Genomic DNA, 16,665 nt, shown 5'->3' with positions numbered 1-16,665 from the left:
TATTTAATCACTGTTATTGATTGGATTATTAATAATGCTAAATCAATTAAATAACTAATTTTTCTAGGTGATGTGGTTGATTTTTGGACTTATCCACCAGATCGAGAACCACCGAGTTTTGATGAAATAATCAATGCTAATCCCAATCTTTTTAGTCCGAATGGAAAGCTAAGTCAAGTTTTAACCGCTCTTGAAGGTAATGTAACTTATGTTCGTGGTAATCACGATATGACTATTATCAAAGAAGACTTAGGCAAAATTAAAAATCCTCAAGGTTACAAAATCAAATTATCTGAGGATATTTATTACCTATTAGTAATAGCAAAAAAGTTGTTTGTACTCACGGGCATTTATACACCATATTCAATGCCCCATATACCAGTTCAAGCAGCCTAATAGCACCGCTACCTTTAGGTCAATTTATAACTCGCGCCGTTGCCTTTATGCGACAGCAGCAACTTAAGCCTGGTCAAAGTGTAGCCGATTTAAATGACTCAGGAGATCCAAGTAGCTTTTCGATGGTAGCTGGATTTTCAAAAATAATTTCAGATGTTATTCCAGATCCAATTAAAATCTTGACTGGAAACAATCAACGGGGAGCATCCACTTTCGGCAGATCGACTTTTTTAGACCAACCATATAGTAAGGTTTCTGGCGCCGAATAATTATGGGCAAAATATTCCTGTCAAGGAAGCGAAATAAACTTAACTTATAAATGTCCAACAGCCAGCAGTTGGATGACTTTTTCCTCAATGAACAATAAATGCTCTGAAGTCGATTTCTATACAAAGAGTACTAATAGTGATTGGGGCGAACTTAACAAAGTTAAAACGTTAGGTCATCCCTTTTTTGTGAAGTTTGTCTTGTAAAAATAATCCTCGTAAAATAATTGATGCTTTAACTTCAACTTAGAAAAAATCACCAGAACACTGACTGGACAGTTTTACAATAACAAGGGACTTATAATGGTGACCCAAAAGGCATTAAAAAAGCGTTGGCTACATTGAGCGATTGTTCTTCACCTTTGCTTTCTACAAAAGCTAGATTTGATTACGCAACATACAATTGGGTAAGCAAGCAAGAAAATGTAGCATCAAAATGCGGTGATAATTTGCTGGTATTACTAAATAATTTTGTAGATAATGCCCTTGTCAGTCACTCTATTACTATAACTAAACAACGTTTATTGTTAAGTAGATAGGTACAAATTGCCATTGTATCTTTCGCAACCGGAGGTTCATTTAAATTTTGCAAATTCGTGGTAGAAGGAATTTTGAATTTAGTTCTCCCATTTTGTAACTGCTATTGGAAGCAATTCAATTTTGTTAAATCAGATCAAACTAAAAGCAATTACTAATCGTTGTATTGAAAAAATAAGTAAAATTTAGTACATTAATTTCAAAGGTCTGTACACTGAATTTATCCTTTATGTGCCAAGCTTACCAATGGAAGGTAACATAGTAAACTAGAGTGTTGACTTTGAGTGTTTTTGGACTATAATTTTTCATGCATAATCTGTGTCTTCTGGTGCCAACGCTCAAAGCTTGTACAAAACTGACTTTGACGCTTTACTTTTAAACACAAAACTTGTATGAACAATTTTTGCGTAATTTATAACAAAGTCAACACTCATTCCTATTCTGACTTTTCATGGGATGTGGAAAATGCCATTTTGAAGGTTTCTTTAACCTTGATTATTACGTTAGCCTTTCTCATTAATATAAAGCTATTGAGAATTAGTCTGTGGAAAAAGGTTCTTCCGTAAATAGCGTGCTAAATTTTAATTAAACTCGATTACTTTGCTTTGATATCAAGGCTTACAGGCACTTATTAGTCTTAAATTTGGAATCTGACATAAAAGGCAGATAAATAATGCTGTTATACTTGTCCAGCAAGGAGTTCAAGCTTATTTTTAAACAAATTTAGCACGCTAAATACGCAAGAGCCATTCAATTCCACCCCAGAGAACTGGGTGAGTGATACCATGCATAGGGCAGCGTTTCTAGGCATGTTGCTGTCACCTCATAGTTAATCGTCTCATTTATACTGCCCATAGCCATAGCTGCTTGAGGATTGCATATCATAGTTTCGTCTGGTTGGAAATCGTACACCACAGCCTTCTGCTTTTTGCGAAAAGACTTAGAAGAATCTAACACAGAATCATCCAGCCCTGACAAATACCTTCTCAAACGCTTTTGTAAAATTTTTCGCGCGATTTCGATGCGCTTATAAACATTATCTAACGAGACTCCAAGTTTTTGGGCAATATCTTTATATGTAATATAATGATAGTAATGCAGAACAAAAGGAGTGAGTAGTTTGGGAGAAAGAGAATTTACAGCACGGTCAATATATAATCTTAACTCATCATCTAAAATTGCTACTTCAGGATTAAAGCAGCAGCTAACCGCTTCGTTTCCGATTGCAGCGATTTCCTCAATACTTTCTATTGCGATTGCCCTTCTGCTATGCTCTCGAAGTATATCCACACAGAGATTATGAGTTAGCCGGGTAAGCCAAGCTCTAAGATTCGTAATTTTTTCGGCATACTCAGGTAATTTATCCCAGACTTTGAGAGTTACTTGACTAAATGCATCTTCAGCATTCTGTTTGTTACCTCCCATCCAAGTTAGGCAACGACAATATAAATAGTCTTGGTGGTGTTGCCACAATTGCCAAAAAGCGCTGCTATGCCCTTGAGAAAAGCGTTTTAATAGTAGCTGCTCTTCTAACAAAGTTACAGTTTGAAGCTTGTTTACGGAGAGCGAGTCAATTTTCTTGGTAATTGATTGCATGTGATTTAAATAACTCAGTACATTAAAAACGCGCGCTCACAATCAGAATGTACAGCTAGTGCATCAGCTAATGGTAAAAGCAATTTAATATAAACAAGGTTCAAAAAACTTGACCGTCTATTATGACGGTGAAATTTGGACTATTAGCAAGAAGCTATAGTCGCTAAGTATATATAATATTACTGACTCTTACTTAAATGGTAGTCGGAAAAGTCGGATATTTAAGTCGGATCGAGTCGGATATTTGCATAAAATACAAGCTGGCGCCGTGCAGAACGCAAAATTAATACTTATTTCCCCCTTAAAGAAGAAGATTCCTAAGAACCGCGCTTTCCACAAGGCATGATGTAGCTTATAATACGAAAGGATTTTTGGTGCAAACTACAAAATCCTTAAAAAATGGTATAGAACCACCCATGAGTTTTGAAAAAGCACTCCAACTGTTAGAAGCTTCCCTAGAAGCCAAGACACGGAAACATCTGACACTTGTAGAAAAAGAAATCTTAGAAGCTGCTTGGAACGACGAACCATATAACAAAGTTGCCGACAACTTACACTTGAGTGTGGGGTATATTAAAGACTTAGCTTATGAATTATGGCAACGGCTTTCAGACTTACTTGGTCAGAAAATAGCTAAGAATAACTTTCGCTACTTGGTCTTAGAACTAATCAGCACACAAATTACCTTAGAGGAAAGCCAAGAAAGCGACGGTCAATATTCAAACTGTAAAGGCAATATATTAATCGTTGATGACCTAATCGAAAACCTCAAGGTTCTCACAGAAATATTAACTAAACAAGGTTACAAAATTCGCAGCGTTACAAACGGTCAGATGGCGTTAAGGACAGTCAGCCATAACCCACCCGATGTTATTTTGCTTGATATTAATATGCCTGATATGAATGGCTACCAAGTCTGTAAAGCTTTAAAAGCTGATGCTGAAACCGCAGAAATACCAATTATTTTTTTAAGCGCGTTAGACGAAGTTATTGATAAAGTTAATGCCTTTCAAGTCGGGGGAGTGGATTATATCACAAAACCTTTTGAGACACAAGAAGTAATTGCGCGAATTCAAAGTCAACTAACTATCCAGCAACAAAAACACCAATTGCGTCTTGAAATTGAGCAACATCGACAAACCACAGAAATTCTCTATCAATCCCGCGCGCTTCTTGCTAGTGTATTAAACAGTTCGAGGGATGGAATAGCAGCGATGCAGACGGTAAGGAATGTTACCACAGGGGAGATAGAAGACTTTCGCTATTTGGTAGTTAATCCCGCATTTGCTAAATTAGTTGGCAAACGAGAGGATTTAATGGGTAAGTCTATGCAGAAAACACTACTTAATCAACTTATTCCTAGATTATTTAATTTATTGGTGGAGGTAGTGGAAACAGGAGAACCATTAGAGCAAGAATTTTATTGGAATAATAATATTGATGAATTGTGCTACTTGATTATCATTAAGTTGGGGGACGGGTGTTCAATTACAATACGCCAAATTAAAGACATTCAACAGGATAATTATCAGTTTCAACAAATATCTATAGCGAATCAAACCTAATTATTTAGTTAAATCGAATCAGTTCAATCGAATAAGTTCAATCGAATAAACTTAAAATCTTTTCAAACCGATATTTATCAACCCAGTCTTTAAGAGTCATGATTTCATTAACATAAGATGTAGGTATCTTGTTAAGCAAACGAGAAACTAATTCCGCATCTGCATCAAGCGCAGCGTTATGCAATTCAAAAATCCACTCATTTGGCATTTCTGCTAGTAAAGCTGGTAAATTTAACTCTGATGGTGGGACATTAGAAAGTCGGGAAGATGGCTCTATATCTTGGTATGTATATATTACTCCAAGATGTTTTGCCATCATACCAAGAACAATTTGTTCTGAGAATGGTTTTCGCAAAAAATCATCGCAACCTGCCGAAAAAACTGCTGCTTTTTCTTCTACAAATGTGCTAGCTGTAATGGCAATTATTATAGTATTTTTATTCGTATTTTCATTCATACTTTTAATCTGTCTAGTTGCTTCATAACCGTCCATTACGGGCATTTGCATATCCATCCAAATTAGGTGAGGCACCCATGACTTCCAAATTTCAATTGCTTCTTGACCGTTCGTAGTTTCTTGTACTACAAAACCAAGAGGTTGAAGCATTTTAACTAATAACTGACGATTGTGTTCATTATCATCCACTACTAGTATACGATATTCGGGTTGGTTGGGAGCGAGAGAAAGAATATAACGATTTTGAGCTTGGTCATCAACTTTATTTTTTACAACGCCTACTTTAATATCAAATTTAAAAGTTGTGCCTTTTGACATAATTTTGTCATTGCTAATTTCTTTTACTGGAGTTCCTGGTCTAAAAAATTTGGTGCCACTAATAACGTTTATTTCACCTCCCATTAAGCGAATAAATTGACGACTAATAGTTAATCCTAATCCCGTTCCTTGCTGTAATTGTTGTCCTGACGTGGTTTGCACGAATGGTTGAAATAGTTGCTCAAATTCTGATGGAGCAATTCCAACACCCGTGTCTATTATTTCAAAAGCAATAAAGCATGTTTCATCTGGCGCCTCTACAAATTCATATTTGTTATCTGCGTTTCCAACTCGCACTTTTACTAACACACTTCCTTTATCTGTAAACTTTATTGCATTACTGACAAAATTAATTAGCACTTGTCGCAATTTTACTTCATCCGTGCGAATATACTGAGGAACATCAGCAGCACATTCAAATTGTAGATGTACATCTTTATCTTTTGCTTTCAACCGAAACATATCTTCTATATTTGCCAGTAAGCTTTTAAGATTAAAGTTACTTTCGGATAGTGTCATCCGTCCTGCTTCAATTTTAGAAAGGTCAAGCACCTGGTTGATGAGAGTTAGTAAATGCTCTCCACTACGATGAATAATATTGAGGTTTTCTTGTTGTTTTTCTGCTAGGTTTTGGTCTTTAACCATTAGTTGAGAAAATCCTAAAATTGCATTCAGAGGAGTGCGTAGTTCGTGACTCATGTTAGCGATAAAAATGCTTTTAGCTTGGTTAGCTGTTTCTGCTAACTCTTTAGCTTTTGCAAGTTCGACTTCTATAATTTTTCTTGAAGCAATTTCTGACTCTAACTGTGTATTAGCTTGCGCTAGTTTCAATGTACGTTCATCTACCTTAAGTTCTAAGGTTTGATTGTAGTTTGCGATTAATGTATAAAGTTTAGCATTAGAAAGGGCAATGGCTGATTGAGTAGATAGTAGTTGTATAGTTTCTAATCTTTCTGATGTAAATACGTGAGTCGCTAAATTATTTTCTAAATAAAAAACGCCAATTAGTTGTGTCTGATTCACAACAGGATAGCACAGAATCGACTTAGGCTTATTGAATTGAATGTATAAGTCGTTAAGAATTTTGAATTGGAAACTTTGGGTTTGTTCGACTGCATTGTCTAAAACTATACTTTCTTTAGTGCGCGCGACATAATATATAATTGACGTAGGTAAACAATTTTCAATTGGCATAGATTGCAACACCGTAATCTGCTCATTTTCTACATTCCCAGATGCTTCTATTTTTAACTCACCATTAGATTCTAAAATTAAGTAACCTGTTTGCGCTCCAGCATTTTCAATTAAGATTTTCATTAAGGTGGAAAGCAGTTTATCTAACTCAATTTCGCTAGTAATTGCACTTGCTGCTTTCATTAATGTTTCAATATCTAAAGCTTGCTCTAAATTTTTGCCAGTTGACCGATTTGGCAAACTGCTGTATAAATTAATACGGTTATTAGCTGTTGAAGATTTTTTAAAAAATTGTGGATAAGACTCCTCTAAATTTTTAACTTTAGCTATTGCACCCCACATTTCATAACAATAACGAGCTTCATAAAAATAAATTTGGGCAATCTTATTTTTTCCCCATCCAAGATAAAACTTGGCAGCAAGTTCATTGGCTAAAGCTTCTTCGTTGATATATTCATTTTCTTTAGCTAACTTTATCGTTAGCTCGTAGTATTCTATTGCCTTAAGATTCTTACTTAAAACTCGATAGCATTCTGCCTCTACCAAATAAAATTTATGGAGGTGAGTCATTGGGGCAAAACGTGCCCATTTCTTAAGTTTTTTTTGATTGGCTTTTACTCGATAAAGAATTTGTTTTTGTTTTAAAGGGTTGGCGCCAGTATAAATAGCAAGATGAATCAAAGAATCGTAGAAATGAAACAAAGGTATTGTGCCAATTGCACTTTCAGTATATTGTTCGGCTAACTGAATATTTTCAATAGCTTGTTGATAGTCTTGAAATAGATAACAGAGAACTAACTTATAAAAATACAGAGAGCGACAAAGATTTTGAGCATTTGCCTCTAAATGTAAAGGTAACATTTTGGTTTCGTCATAGCTTTCACCAATTAAAAGGCAATTATTAACAGACCGTCCGAGCAAATTTAATATAACTTGCCGATTAAGTTGGTTATAATAAAAAGATGTTTGTTGGTTGAGTTGGCTGAGGGTGTGACTATAAGTTGCCATCTCTTGCTCAACTATCGCCAACTCTTTACCCGATACATAGGAGTAATAACAATATACGCAAGCTGAATAACTTGCATATTCTAAATCTCCAGTTTCTAGTCCAATTAAATAAGCATCCCGTAAAGGACTTAAAGTTTCTTTTATATGCTCTTTCCAATGTCTAATAAAGTAATTAAAAATTAATATTATTTTAGCTTTAAATTCTTTAGAATTAAATTTATCGAGTAACAAGAGAGCAAGTTTACCAAATCGATAACCAGTATCAATATCTCCAATATTTTCTCCAGACAGAATTAATCCGTAAGCAGCATAAGCATAAGACGATGTAGAAGCGTTTCCATATTTGACTGATAAATTGACCTGTTTTAATATAATCAACGGCAGTAGTTCGGGTGTAGCAAAATGTGCAGCAGGACCGATACTTGATAATATACGCATTGCTGCCAACTTATAAGAGTTAGTCATTACTGGTAGGTCTATTAAGTCCTCAATTCGTTTCCCTACAAAACTTAATTTTATTTTTATTAGTTCAAAAACAATATTTAATTTTGTTGGTTGTTTAGGAAAAATAATATCTAACATTTTTAATACAGAGAGTGCAGTTTCTATGGCTAATAAAGGATTATTTTGCACTGTATAAGATTGAATTTTGACTTCGTAGACCTTCACTTTATCCAGCAAAGAATTAGCTTTTTCTAGCACAATTAAAATTAATTTATTCATTTCTTCAAAGTTGCCATTTAAGCTTGCCGTTTCGGCTGCTTCCACAAACAGTGCTAGAGTTAAGTCATATTGAGACACCCAGCTATCTGACTTCATACAATTTATGCCAATTTGAAAATAATTCCAAGCTGGTTTCCAGGCGCCTGAAGCTTTCGCTTTTTTACCAGCGGTAAGATTTAATTGAGCTAAAAGCGTGCGGTATGTTGGGGTAATTAATGCAATACCAAAGTTAAGTTGATTGACAATATCAAAAATTCTTTGTTGGAGTAGATGTTGTGGAGTATTTTGCAATAAAAGTTGACCAATTCTCCAATGAACAGCTTGTTTATGTTCTGGGATAATTAGGGAGTAAGCAGCTTGCTGTATGCGGTCATGAGCAAATTTATAATTAACTTTTAAATTATTTGTCTCTCGGTCGGTTTTCAAAAACTTGTAATCATCTCCAACAGGTAATATCAATCCTGTTTGGATGACATTCCACAATTCATTCGCCGTTTCGTTTTGAGTTTTTTCATTGATAATTGCCAGCGTTTCTAAATCGAATTGGTTGCCAATACAAGCGGCTAACCGCAAAAGTTTTTGCGCTAATTCTGATAAGTTTTTAATTTCTCCTGAAATTAATTCAACAACGTTATCACTGATATTCCTTGTTATAATTTGTTCTAAATCCCAAGACCAAATACCAGTACTTCGCTCAAATCTCAATAATTTTTCTGTATAAAGTGATTTCAATAGCTCTTTTACAAAAAAGGGATTACCCTGTGTTTTCTCCCAAACCAACTCAGCTAATTTTTGTGTCGAGATGTTTTTAGTTTTTAGTGTATCTCCGATAAATTCATTAACATGATGTATATTTAGCGGTGTAAGATAAATATGATTAACCACTACCCCCTTCATCTCAGATAAAGTTAGCATTAAGGGGTGAGATATACTAACTTCGTTATCTCGATAAGCTCCAATCAAAAACAGATATTGAGTATTAATATGAGTTATTATTAGCTGAAGCAATTGCAGCGTAGCACTATCTGTCCATTGTAGGTCATCCAAAAATAGAACGAGAGGATGCTCCTTTTGACAAAAGACCTGGATAAAATTTTGAAAAACCAAATTAAACCGATTTTGTGCTTCTATTGGAGATAACTCAGGTACGGGTTGCTGCTTACCAATAATTAGTTCAATTTCTGGGATGACATCAATAATAATTTGTGCATTTCCTCCTAATACTGCTAAAATCTTCTGCTGGCATTGTTGTAATTGAGACTCTGTTTCCGTAAGTAACTGTCTCACTAATTCTTGAAATGCAGCAATTAAAGCTTGATAGGGTGTATCGCGGTTAAGCTGGTCAAATTTACCCGCAATAAAGTATCCACGTTTTTCAGTAATTAGCTTATACAGTTCCTGAACTAAAACTGATTTTCCAATTCCAGCATATCCAGAAATTAGCATGAGTTCAGTTTGCCCTTGACTGACTCGCTCAAAACCAGAAAACAAAGACTGAATCTCTGCTTCTCTACCGTAAATTTTTTGAGAAATTTGTAATTTATTCTCAATATCTTGGCGCCCCAAAGTAAAAGTTTGAGTTTCTGCCTTTTGATATTGTACTAGACAAGTTTCTAAATCTGCTTTAATTCCCCAAGCGCTCTGATATCGCTCATCCGCAGTTTTTGCCATTAACTTCATGACAATTTCTGAGATATTTTTTGTAATTTTTGAATTAACTCGATGAGGAGGTATTGGTTGTTTGGCAATATGGCAATGTACAAGTTCAAGTGCATCAACGGATTTAAAAGGTAGTTCGTTAGTTAGCAATTCATAAAAAGTGGCGCCGAGAGAATAGAAATCAGTGCGATAGTCAAGCGTTTGATTCATTCTACCTGTTTGTTCTGGAGACATGTAAGCTAATGTCCCTTCTAAAACATTAGGACTTTTGAAGGTAGGATTTTCTTTTGATAAAATACTAGACAAACCAAAATCAATAATTTTTAATTGTCCCGTTTGAGGATTCAAGACAATATTCGATGGATTAATATCTTTATGAATAATATTTTTTTGATGTATTTTACCTAAAGCGTCAGTAATTTTAATAGCAATGTGTAAAAATTCAGACAAAGAAAACGGACGCTTTTCCAGCAGTATTTTTAAGGAATCTCCACCAAAATCCTCCAACAATATAAACTGTGTATTTTGGTATTTCCTTAATTCATAGGCTTTAATCGTTTCCTCTAAATTAAGATAGCAAGTAATTTCATACTCCTGCTGATAGCGATAAAGTTCGGCAAGCGTAGGATAATCCTCTTTAAGGAGTTTTAAAATTAACGGTTGCTGACTTTCCTTGAAGGCGCCTCGATACACGAAGGTATTAGGACTTTCGTAGATTTGGCTGACAATTGTGATATCTGGCAGTAAAATCATATAAGCCTAAGATTTTTACCAAACTACACTTAATTGTACCCTAATTATCCTAATGTCAATATACCTAATGGCATATCAACAACAAGTCGTCGAGTTGTAAGCCACTGACGACCGAGTAAAACTTCAGGTAAACCTTGACTGACAATTCAATACTCTTTAACACTTTTATTTTATTTCACTAGTTTACCATGAAGCAATAACTATGGATGAGTGTCGCACTTTAATAGAGGATTATTAATTGCGCCACACACCTTGCGGTTTATATGTTTCAGGCATCTAATATTTACAGCTAATTCACTGCAAACCCAGTATATTGTCTTACCAAAGGTTCATGAAATGCTAAAACAATATCTGACTTTGGGACTCCCAAGTTTACCAGTTCATCAGCAATCCCGATTTCTGTTCCATCATGCTGTATCCAAATTTTATCACCTTTAATATCCAGATGTAAAACACAACCGTACATTGGTCGTCGATTCTTCCAACCCGTATTAACAACTTGATAATGGTCGCGCTCAACATCAAAAACTAGCTCAGTTTCAGCTTCATCATCTGATTTGCTTAGACTTGCATACTCACTCAACAATTGTTTAATATAAGTGCGATAGCGTTCTAGTTTCTCCATTCTAAAATTACCTCGACTACTGGATCATAAATAATTAATAGAATTTGAAAACGGCTAATAATGGTTTGTGCAAATGGAAGCATAAAAAATTTGCGATATACACCAACGGGAACTGCTAAATATAAAATACGTTCAGGCTGCCGTTCCTCTAAGGCTACTCGGTAGTTAATAAATTGCCCCACCGCAGTATGAAATTCAGAAATATTGGACGTGCCGATAAAACTTTTGATTTCAACCGCTATTTTTTCCTCTCCCCGCTCTGCTGCTATGAGTTTTTCTGCTCCCAAGTCGATTTCCATATCAGCTCCACCCGCCTTAATCCTTAACGGGTCATCCGTAATTAGCCAATCCTCCTTTTCTAAACCCTTCCTAACTGCATAATGGAAAACATCTCTAGCCATTGAATCAGTAACTTGATTGTCTAAATAAATTATGCCTACTACTTCAAAGTATAGCAAGCCTGAAAAACTCTACTGGCGCCCATACAGCGTTGTAGAATATATTAGTTAATAGGTAAGCATTTTTTTTGTAACCACTATTATATAAGAGGTCAAGATGGTACAGACACCCGTCAGTCCTAAAAACCAAACCTTGACAATTGAGTTACCATCATCAATTGGGTTGTACGTTACCCAAGAACAGTTTACAGCCTTAGCAGCAGTAAACCGAGATTTGAAACTGGAAAAAACCGCACAAGGAGAGTTAATCGTGAACCCACCAACAGGTTGGGAAACTGGGGAACGCAATCGAAGTCTTACCGGACAACTAGACCGCTGGTACGAAGAAAACGAAGATTTGGGTAAAGCTTTTGACTCCTCTACTGGCTTTATTTTACCCAATGGCGCCACTCGTTCTCCCGATGCTTCTTGGGTCAGTCAACAACGGTGGGATACACTGACTCCAGAACAAAAAGGGACTTTTGCTAATATCTGCCCTGACGAGCGTTGTTGAGTTACGATCTGGCTCAGATGGACTTGAGCCTTTGCAAACAAAGATGAAAGAGTACATTGATAATGGCGCCCTCTTGGGTTGGTTGCTCAATCCGCAGCAGCGACAAGTGGAAATTTACCGACCGGGATTAGAGGTTGAGGTGTTGGATAACCCTACTCAGTTATCCGGTGAGGATGTGTTACCAGGTTTTGTTTTGAATATGCACCGAGTCTAGGGCAAGTAATAGATTATATGATAATAATATGTAGCGCTATTGCGGCTAGGCATAGATTTAGAGAATTGTGAATTAACACCTTTGATAGCGCATCCCTGGTAACTGTGCAATTAAACCCATTAACTCAAGTTGTAATAGCGCACTTGACACTAAACCCGGCGCCATACCAGTTTGTTGAATAATGACATCAAAAGCAGTAGAGTCCATAGAAACTGTTTCGATAACCTTTTGAAGTTCTGGTTCTAATTGAGGTAAAGCTGTTTGTACAGGTTTTGCTGGTATGGAATCAAATTGTGGTATCGCTCCTAGCATTTTAATTAACTCATCCAGTTCGCTTGAAATTGGTGTGGCGCCTTGTGTAATCAGGTTTAAACAACCTTGAGAATTATAATCATCTACTCTACCCGGCAGTGCATATACATCACGTCCAAACTCGTTCGCGTAGTCTGCTGTAATTAACGCACCAGATTTAATAGGCGCCTCAAGTACCAAAACCGCGCGACACAACCCAGCAATAATGCGGTTGCGACGAGGAAAATGTGTGCGGTCGGGTGGAGTTTTGCTTTTAAATTCGCTGACAACCATTCCTTGCTTTAATATTTGCTGGTAAAGTTTTTGATTTTTGGCAGGGTAGACAACATCAACACCTGTACCAAAAACAGCAATAGTGCGTCCGTCCGCTTTCAATGCAGCAATATGACTTTCACTATCAATTCCCTCTGCCATACCCGAAACAACTGTAAACCCATTTTTTGCAAGCGCAGTACTAATTTGCCTAGTCCAGCGAATACCATACTCACTCGGTTGTCGTGTCCCCACAATTCCAATAAGTCCTTTTTGCCCCAAGTTCTCTTCTAGTTCAACGGCGCCGCGATAGTACAAAATAGGTGGAGGACTCGCAGTTTCCATGAGTAAACGCGGGTACTCATCATCAACAGGTGTCCAGAAATAAGGATTTTCTTCAAGGTGTTTTGCGAGGAACTCTTCTGGATGAATAGTTTTATTGAAACTAGCTCGCTCTTTGCCGACTTTTTGTATCGTATTAAAACCAAAACCTTCCACGGCGCCTAGTTCACTTGACTTTACTTCCCATGCAGCTTGTAAAGACCCAAACTGCTGATGCAACCGTTGTAATAATATCGGGCCGACACCTGATAATTGTGACCAAGCTAGCCAATACGCGCGTTCTGACAACTTCCCATCCTCAATGACTATATATAGTATTCCCAGGCGCCTGTTTTGGATTTAAAGCTTACGATGAAACGTAACTATTTCTTAACTTGATGCTAAGTTGTACACACTTGTTAAAATAAGACAGCTTACAGCCTGTTGAGCATGAGTGAAACTGTTTACATCGAAACCAGCATTCTTGGTTATCTCACTGCCAGATCAACCAAAAATCTGATTATTGCTGGAAATATTGAGATTACAAGAGACTGGTGGGAATTACGCAGAAGTGCTTTTACTCTCTACATGTCACAAGTTGTTTTGGACGAGGTATCACAAGGTGATGCGGAAATAGCACCTCAACGGTTAGAGGTAGCTCGTGGAATCCCATTACTTGAAGTGACGGAAGCAGTTGAGAACTTAGCTGCTCAGTTTCTGGCGAGAAGTAATCTCCCAAGCAAAGCCTCTGAGTCGCGCTGTTCACATTGCATTGGCAACGGTCAATAAGCTCGATTACCTGTTAAGATGAAACTGCAAACACATTGCCAACGCTCAAATTCAAAAAAAGTTGTTGGGAATTTTTAACATTAGTTCCTGAAAAACAGGCGCCGGATGTAGTGCAACATACATAACAGACATAAAAGGCTCAGTCTTAAGGGTTGGAAGGTAAAGTACTTGCAGTTTCCAAAAGTATATGTAAGTACTCCTTGTTAACAGGTGTCCAGAAAAGAAAATTTTTTACAGTCTATAAAACAAGGTTGAGTACTCAGGAGATGATAGAAAGTTAGAAAGTGACATTTTTGAAGAAGCAGAATATACTGGCAACACCTCAACATTAAATTCTGTCTTTACAGTAAGTTTATTACATGCTTTGGAGGAAATAAATAATAATATTAATAGAGAAATTGCTCTCAAAAAATCTATTCAGCGTACAGAAGAATGGATGCGTGAGCAAGCACTAAAGGGTACTAACCAAGGAGCAGAGAATGCCCACACTATTTATGAAGAAATTATTAGTGTAATTATTTTATCATCAAATACTATAGTTCAAGATGAGTTGTCAAATTTATCATACAAAACCTTAATATCAGATATTGAATATTATGAAAGCAAAAGCCAAGATTTTGCTCGTTTTGGTTTAATGGCACCCTTAATTACAAAAAAGATTGCTAATATATTGCAATCTCATTCATTCTCAAGCTAATCATTCAATTATATCAAGTATTTTAAAACCTTATATTGATAGTATAGAAGCTCGCTTCGATGCTCTTGAGGATACGTGCAAAATTTTAACTATATTTGAAAATACAATTAATGATTTATTTTTTACTGATAAATCCATTAGGTTAAATGTTAGAGAAGGAATAAAAATTTTTACAGACAAAGGAGAGGAATTATCTTCAGAACTTTTGTCATCTGGGGAAAAGCAATTATTACTACTTTTTTGTAATACTCTCATCGTGCGCGATAAAGCAACAATATTTATCATTGATGAGCCAGAAATATCGCTAAATATTAAATGGCAGCGTCAGCTTATTCGCTCGCTACTAGACCTTACCAAAGGGAGTCAAGTACAGTTTATATTAGCAACCCACTCTATTGAATTATTGTCTCAGTATAACAATCATGTGATTAAGCTTCAAGCAGTGGGTGAATAATTAGAATCGCAGTTGATTGTTCGCGTTATAACGGAGGTTAAAGTTTGCTGCCATTATCAAAGGTAAAAGCACTCTTCATAATTGCTGGTCCTAGTGGATACCGATAATTAGAAGATGTCTCTAGCGTTACAAGCATTTCTGATACTCCTGCATCATAGAAATCAGCTGGCATCGCAAATTTTTCGATAATTTTCCCCTTTGCAGTAGCACTAATTTGTCCGCATGGGATTTTTTCGCCGTCAACAACTGCCCAAAGTCGGTAAACACTTCCAGTAGGTGGAGAGGGAAGATTTTGAATTGCAATGACACCTGTTTGGTGTTCTAGATTCAGTACAAAACTGCCAGAGGCATTTTTTGCTATATTCACACCCTTCATCGAAAACAGGCGGGTTTCTTTTTGTTGCAACAGTGTTTTAATATTATTGGCTATTTGGTTTTCTTGACGCAGGTGGTAATTATCTATTCCCAAATACAAAATTAAAATTGCCGCGACACTGCCGATGATTTGGCGCCAGGGTAAATTATAGGGAAGCGCGCGAACTGGACGACGTTGGGACGCTGAGAGATTTTTAGTCTCGTAGTCCTTTATATTACTAAGGATAGCTGCACGTAAATGTGGTGGTGGTTCAACAGCATTTAAACCATAAAGCACTTCATCTAATACTTGCTGTAACTGCTCTACTTCCAGTGCCAAGGATGGATTTTCTATAAGCATCTTCTGAAGCTCAAGATTTTCTTCAGGAGTTAGTTCACCCACAACATAACCTGCTATTAACTGTTGTATATATTGAGAATTTTCTGGTGCAGTCATAAGTAACTAATCAATAGCATTAAGTAGTATTTGTTTTAGTTTCAGCAGTCCTTGGCGCGTCCAAGTTTTTACTGTTCCTAGTGGTACGTCTAGTTGTTGAGCAATTTTCGACTGGCTAAGTTCAGCATCATAAGCCATCTCTATTACCTGACGTTGGTTGTCCGGTAGTTGGGTAAGGGCAGAGCGAACGGCAAGAGAACGTTCTGTTAACGAAGCTTGCTCAACCGGAGTTGGAGAAAGGGTTTCGGCGGTCACTGTTTGCCCAAAGCGCTGTATGAGATTAAGAATGCGACTCCTGCCTCGAATTTTATCTATTGCCCTTGAGCGCGTCATTGCTATTAAATAACGGAGGAAATGACTGTGGTTGGTATTAATAGTCGCATTGCACCACAAAGCCAGAAAAATCTCCTGCGTTAAATCCTCCGCTTCCTGCGGGTTTTGCAATACTTTCAGTGCAATTCCGTAGACGACCTGACCATAACGGTCATAGAGAGTACCTAGCGCCCCAGGCTGTTTTGCTTTTAGGGCGTTGAGCAACTCTGTATCTGTCTGGTGCAGGGGAGAATGTGACTCCATGCTGAGTGTGAATATACCTAGGTAGATATCAAGTTATACCATTGCGTTAGTAATGGCAGAAGTTTTACTTCTATTTATATAACGCTTGACGGAGGCAATTGGATTTTAGATTTTTAGAAGTCGGCGAAAATCATCTATGTAACGAAATGTAACGAGATTTGAGAAGGCAGAGGGTTTTTATGGAATATCCA

The 16,665-nt window shown here is 36.7% G+C and carries 13 protein-coding genes and 1 pseudogene; 7 read left to right on the top strand and 7 right to left on the bottom strand.

Annotated features, from left to right (window positions below; all coding sequences use genetic code 11):
• Positions 1-72 precede the first annotated feature (72 nt).
• Both AC2JBO_RS00135 and AC2JBO_RS00130 read left to right on the top strand, forming a co-directional pair.
• Positions 73-396, top strand: a complete 324-nt coding sequence (locus AC2JBO_RS00135; RefSeq protein ID WP_496951583.1) for a hypothetical protein — start codon at positions 73-75, stop codon at positions 394-396.
• A 47-nt stretch (positions 397-443) separates the two neighbouring features.
• Positions 444-665, top strand: a complete 222-nt coding sequence (locus AC2JBO_RS00130) for a hypothetical protein (RefSeq protein ID WP_496951582.1) — start codon at positions 444-446, stop codon at positions 663-665.
• 1,284 nt (positions 666-1,949) lie between these two features.
• Here the strand turns inward: AC2JBO_RS00130 and AC2JBO_RS00125 are convergent.
• Positions 1,950-2,795: an RNA polymerase sigma factor gene (locus AC2JBO_RS00125; RefSeq protein WP_496951581.1), complete on the bottom strand. Its 846-nt coding sequence runs from the start codon at positions 2,793-2,795 to the stop codon at positions 1,950-1,952.
• A gap of 374 nt (positions 2,796-3,169) precedes the next feature.
• On the opposite strand from AC2JBO_RS00125, the gene AC2JBO_RS00120 reads away from it, so the two are divergent.
• Positions 3,170-4,360: a response regulator gene (locus AC2JBO_RS00120; RefSeq protein ID WP_496951580.1), complete on the top strand. Its 1,191-nt coding sequence runs from the start codon at positions 3,170-3,172 to the stop codon at positions 4,358-4,360.
• A gap of 37 nt (positions 4,361-4,397) precedes the next feature.
• Here AC2JBO_RS00120 and AC2JBO_RS00115 read toward each other — a convergent pair whose 3' ends face one another.
• From AC2JBO_RS00115 to AC2JBO_RS00105, 3 genes are all read right to left on the bottom strand, one after another.
• Complete coding sequence (locus AC2JBO_RS00115) at positions 4,398-10,472, bottom strand: hybrid sensor histidine kinase/response regulator (RefSeq protein ID WP_496951579.1); 6,075 nt, start codon at positions 10,470-10,472, stop codon at positions 4,398-4,400.
• A gap of 289 nt (positions 10,473-10,761) precedes the next feature.
• On the bottom strand, positions 10,762-11,097 hold the full coding sequence (locus AC2JBO_RS00110) for a XisI protein (protein ID WP_496951578.1): 336 nt from the start codon (positions 11,095-11,097) through the stop codon (positions 10,762-10,764).
• Complete coding sequence (locus tag AC2JBO_RS00105; protein ID WP_496951577.1) at positions 11,085-11,498, bottom strand: XisH family protein; 414 nt, start codon at positions 11,496-11,498, stop codon at positions 11,085-11,087. Before AC2JBO_RS00105 ends, AC2JBO_RS00110 begins: the two co-directional genes overlap by 13 nt.
• Positions 11,499-11,652: 154 nt before the next feature.
• On the opposite strand from AC2JBO_RS00105, the pseudogene AC2JBO_RS00100 reads away from it, so the two are divergent.
• Positions 11,653-12,262: pseudogene (locus AC2JBO_RS00100) on the top strand (Uma2 family endonuclease).
• Positions 12,263-12,334: 72 nt separating this feature from the next.
• On the opposite strand, the gene dprA reads toward AC2JBO_RS00100, so the two are convergent.
• Positions 12,335-13,456 carry a DNA-processing protein DprA gene (dprA, locus tag AC2JBO_RS00095; RefSeq protein ID WP_496951576.1) on the bottom strand — a complete coding sequence of 374 codons (1,122 nt, stop codon included), beginning with the start codon at positions 13,454-13,456 and terminating at the stop codon, positions 12,335-12,337.
• 141 nt (positions 13,457-13,597) lie between these two features.
• Between dprA and AC2JBO_RS00090 the strand changes: the two genes are divergently transcribed.
• The 3 genes from AC2JBO_RS00090 (at position 13,598) to AC2JBO_RS00080 (ending at position 15,087) form a co-directional block, all read left to right on the top strand.
• The gene (locus AC2JBO_RS00090; RefSeq protein ID WP_496951575.1) at positions 13,598-13,936 is read left to right on the top strand and encodes a PIN domain-containing protein; all 339 of its coding nucleotides are present in this window, start codon (positions 13,598-13,600) and stop codon (positions 13,934-13,936) included.
• A gap of 364 nt (positions 13,937-14,300) precedes the next feature.
• On the top strand, positions 14,301-14,633 hold the full coding sequence (locus AC2JBO_RS00085) for a hypothetical protein (RefSeq protein WP_496951574.1): 333 nt from the start codon (positions 14,301-14,303) through the stop codon (positions 14,631-14,633).
• Positions 14,596-15,087, top strand: a complete 492-nt coding sequence (locus AC2JBO_RS00080) for an AAA family ATPase (protein WP_496951573.1) — start codon at positions 14,596-14,598, stop codon at positions 15,085-15,087. Before AC2JBO_RS00085 ends, AC2JBO_RS00080 begins: the two co-directional genes overlap by 38 nt.
• A gap of 37 nt (positions 15,088-15,124) precedes the next feature.
• Here AC2JBO_RS00080 and AC2JBO_RS00075 read toward each other — a convergent pair whose 3' ends face one another.
• Together AC2JBO_RS00075 and AC2JBO_RS00070 are read right to left on the bottom strand one after the other, a co-directional pair.
• Positions 15,125-15,898, bottom strand: a complete 774-nt coding sequence (locus AC2JBO_RS00075; protein WP_496951572.1) for an anti-sigma factor — start codon at positions 15,896-15,898, stop codon at positions 15,125-15,127.
• Positions 15,899-15,904: 6 nt separating this feature from the next.
• Positions 15,905-16,474 (bottom strand): sigma-70 family RNA polymerase sigma factor, encoded by a 570-nt coding sequence (locus AC2JBO_RS00070; RefSeq protein ID WP_496951571.1) that lies wholly within the window; start codon positions 16,472-16,474, stop codon positions 15,905-15,907.
• Between the last annotated feature and the right edge of the window lie 191 nt (positions 16,475-16,665).

The sequence above is a fragment of the Calothrix sp. CBUCES-K 9914 genome, from assembly GCF_059640475.1.
Note: the sequence above shows the minus strand (reverse complement) of the source record. Positions and strands in the feature narration are given on the sequence as shown.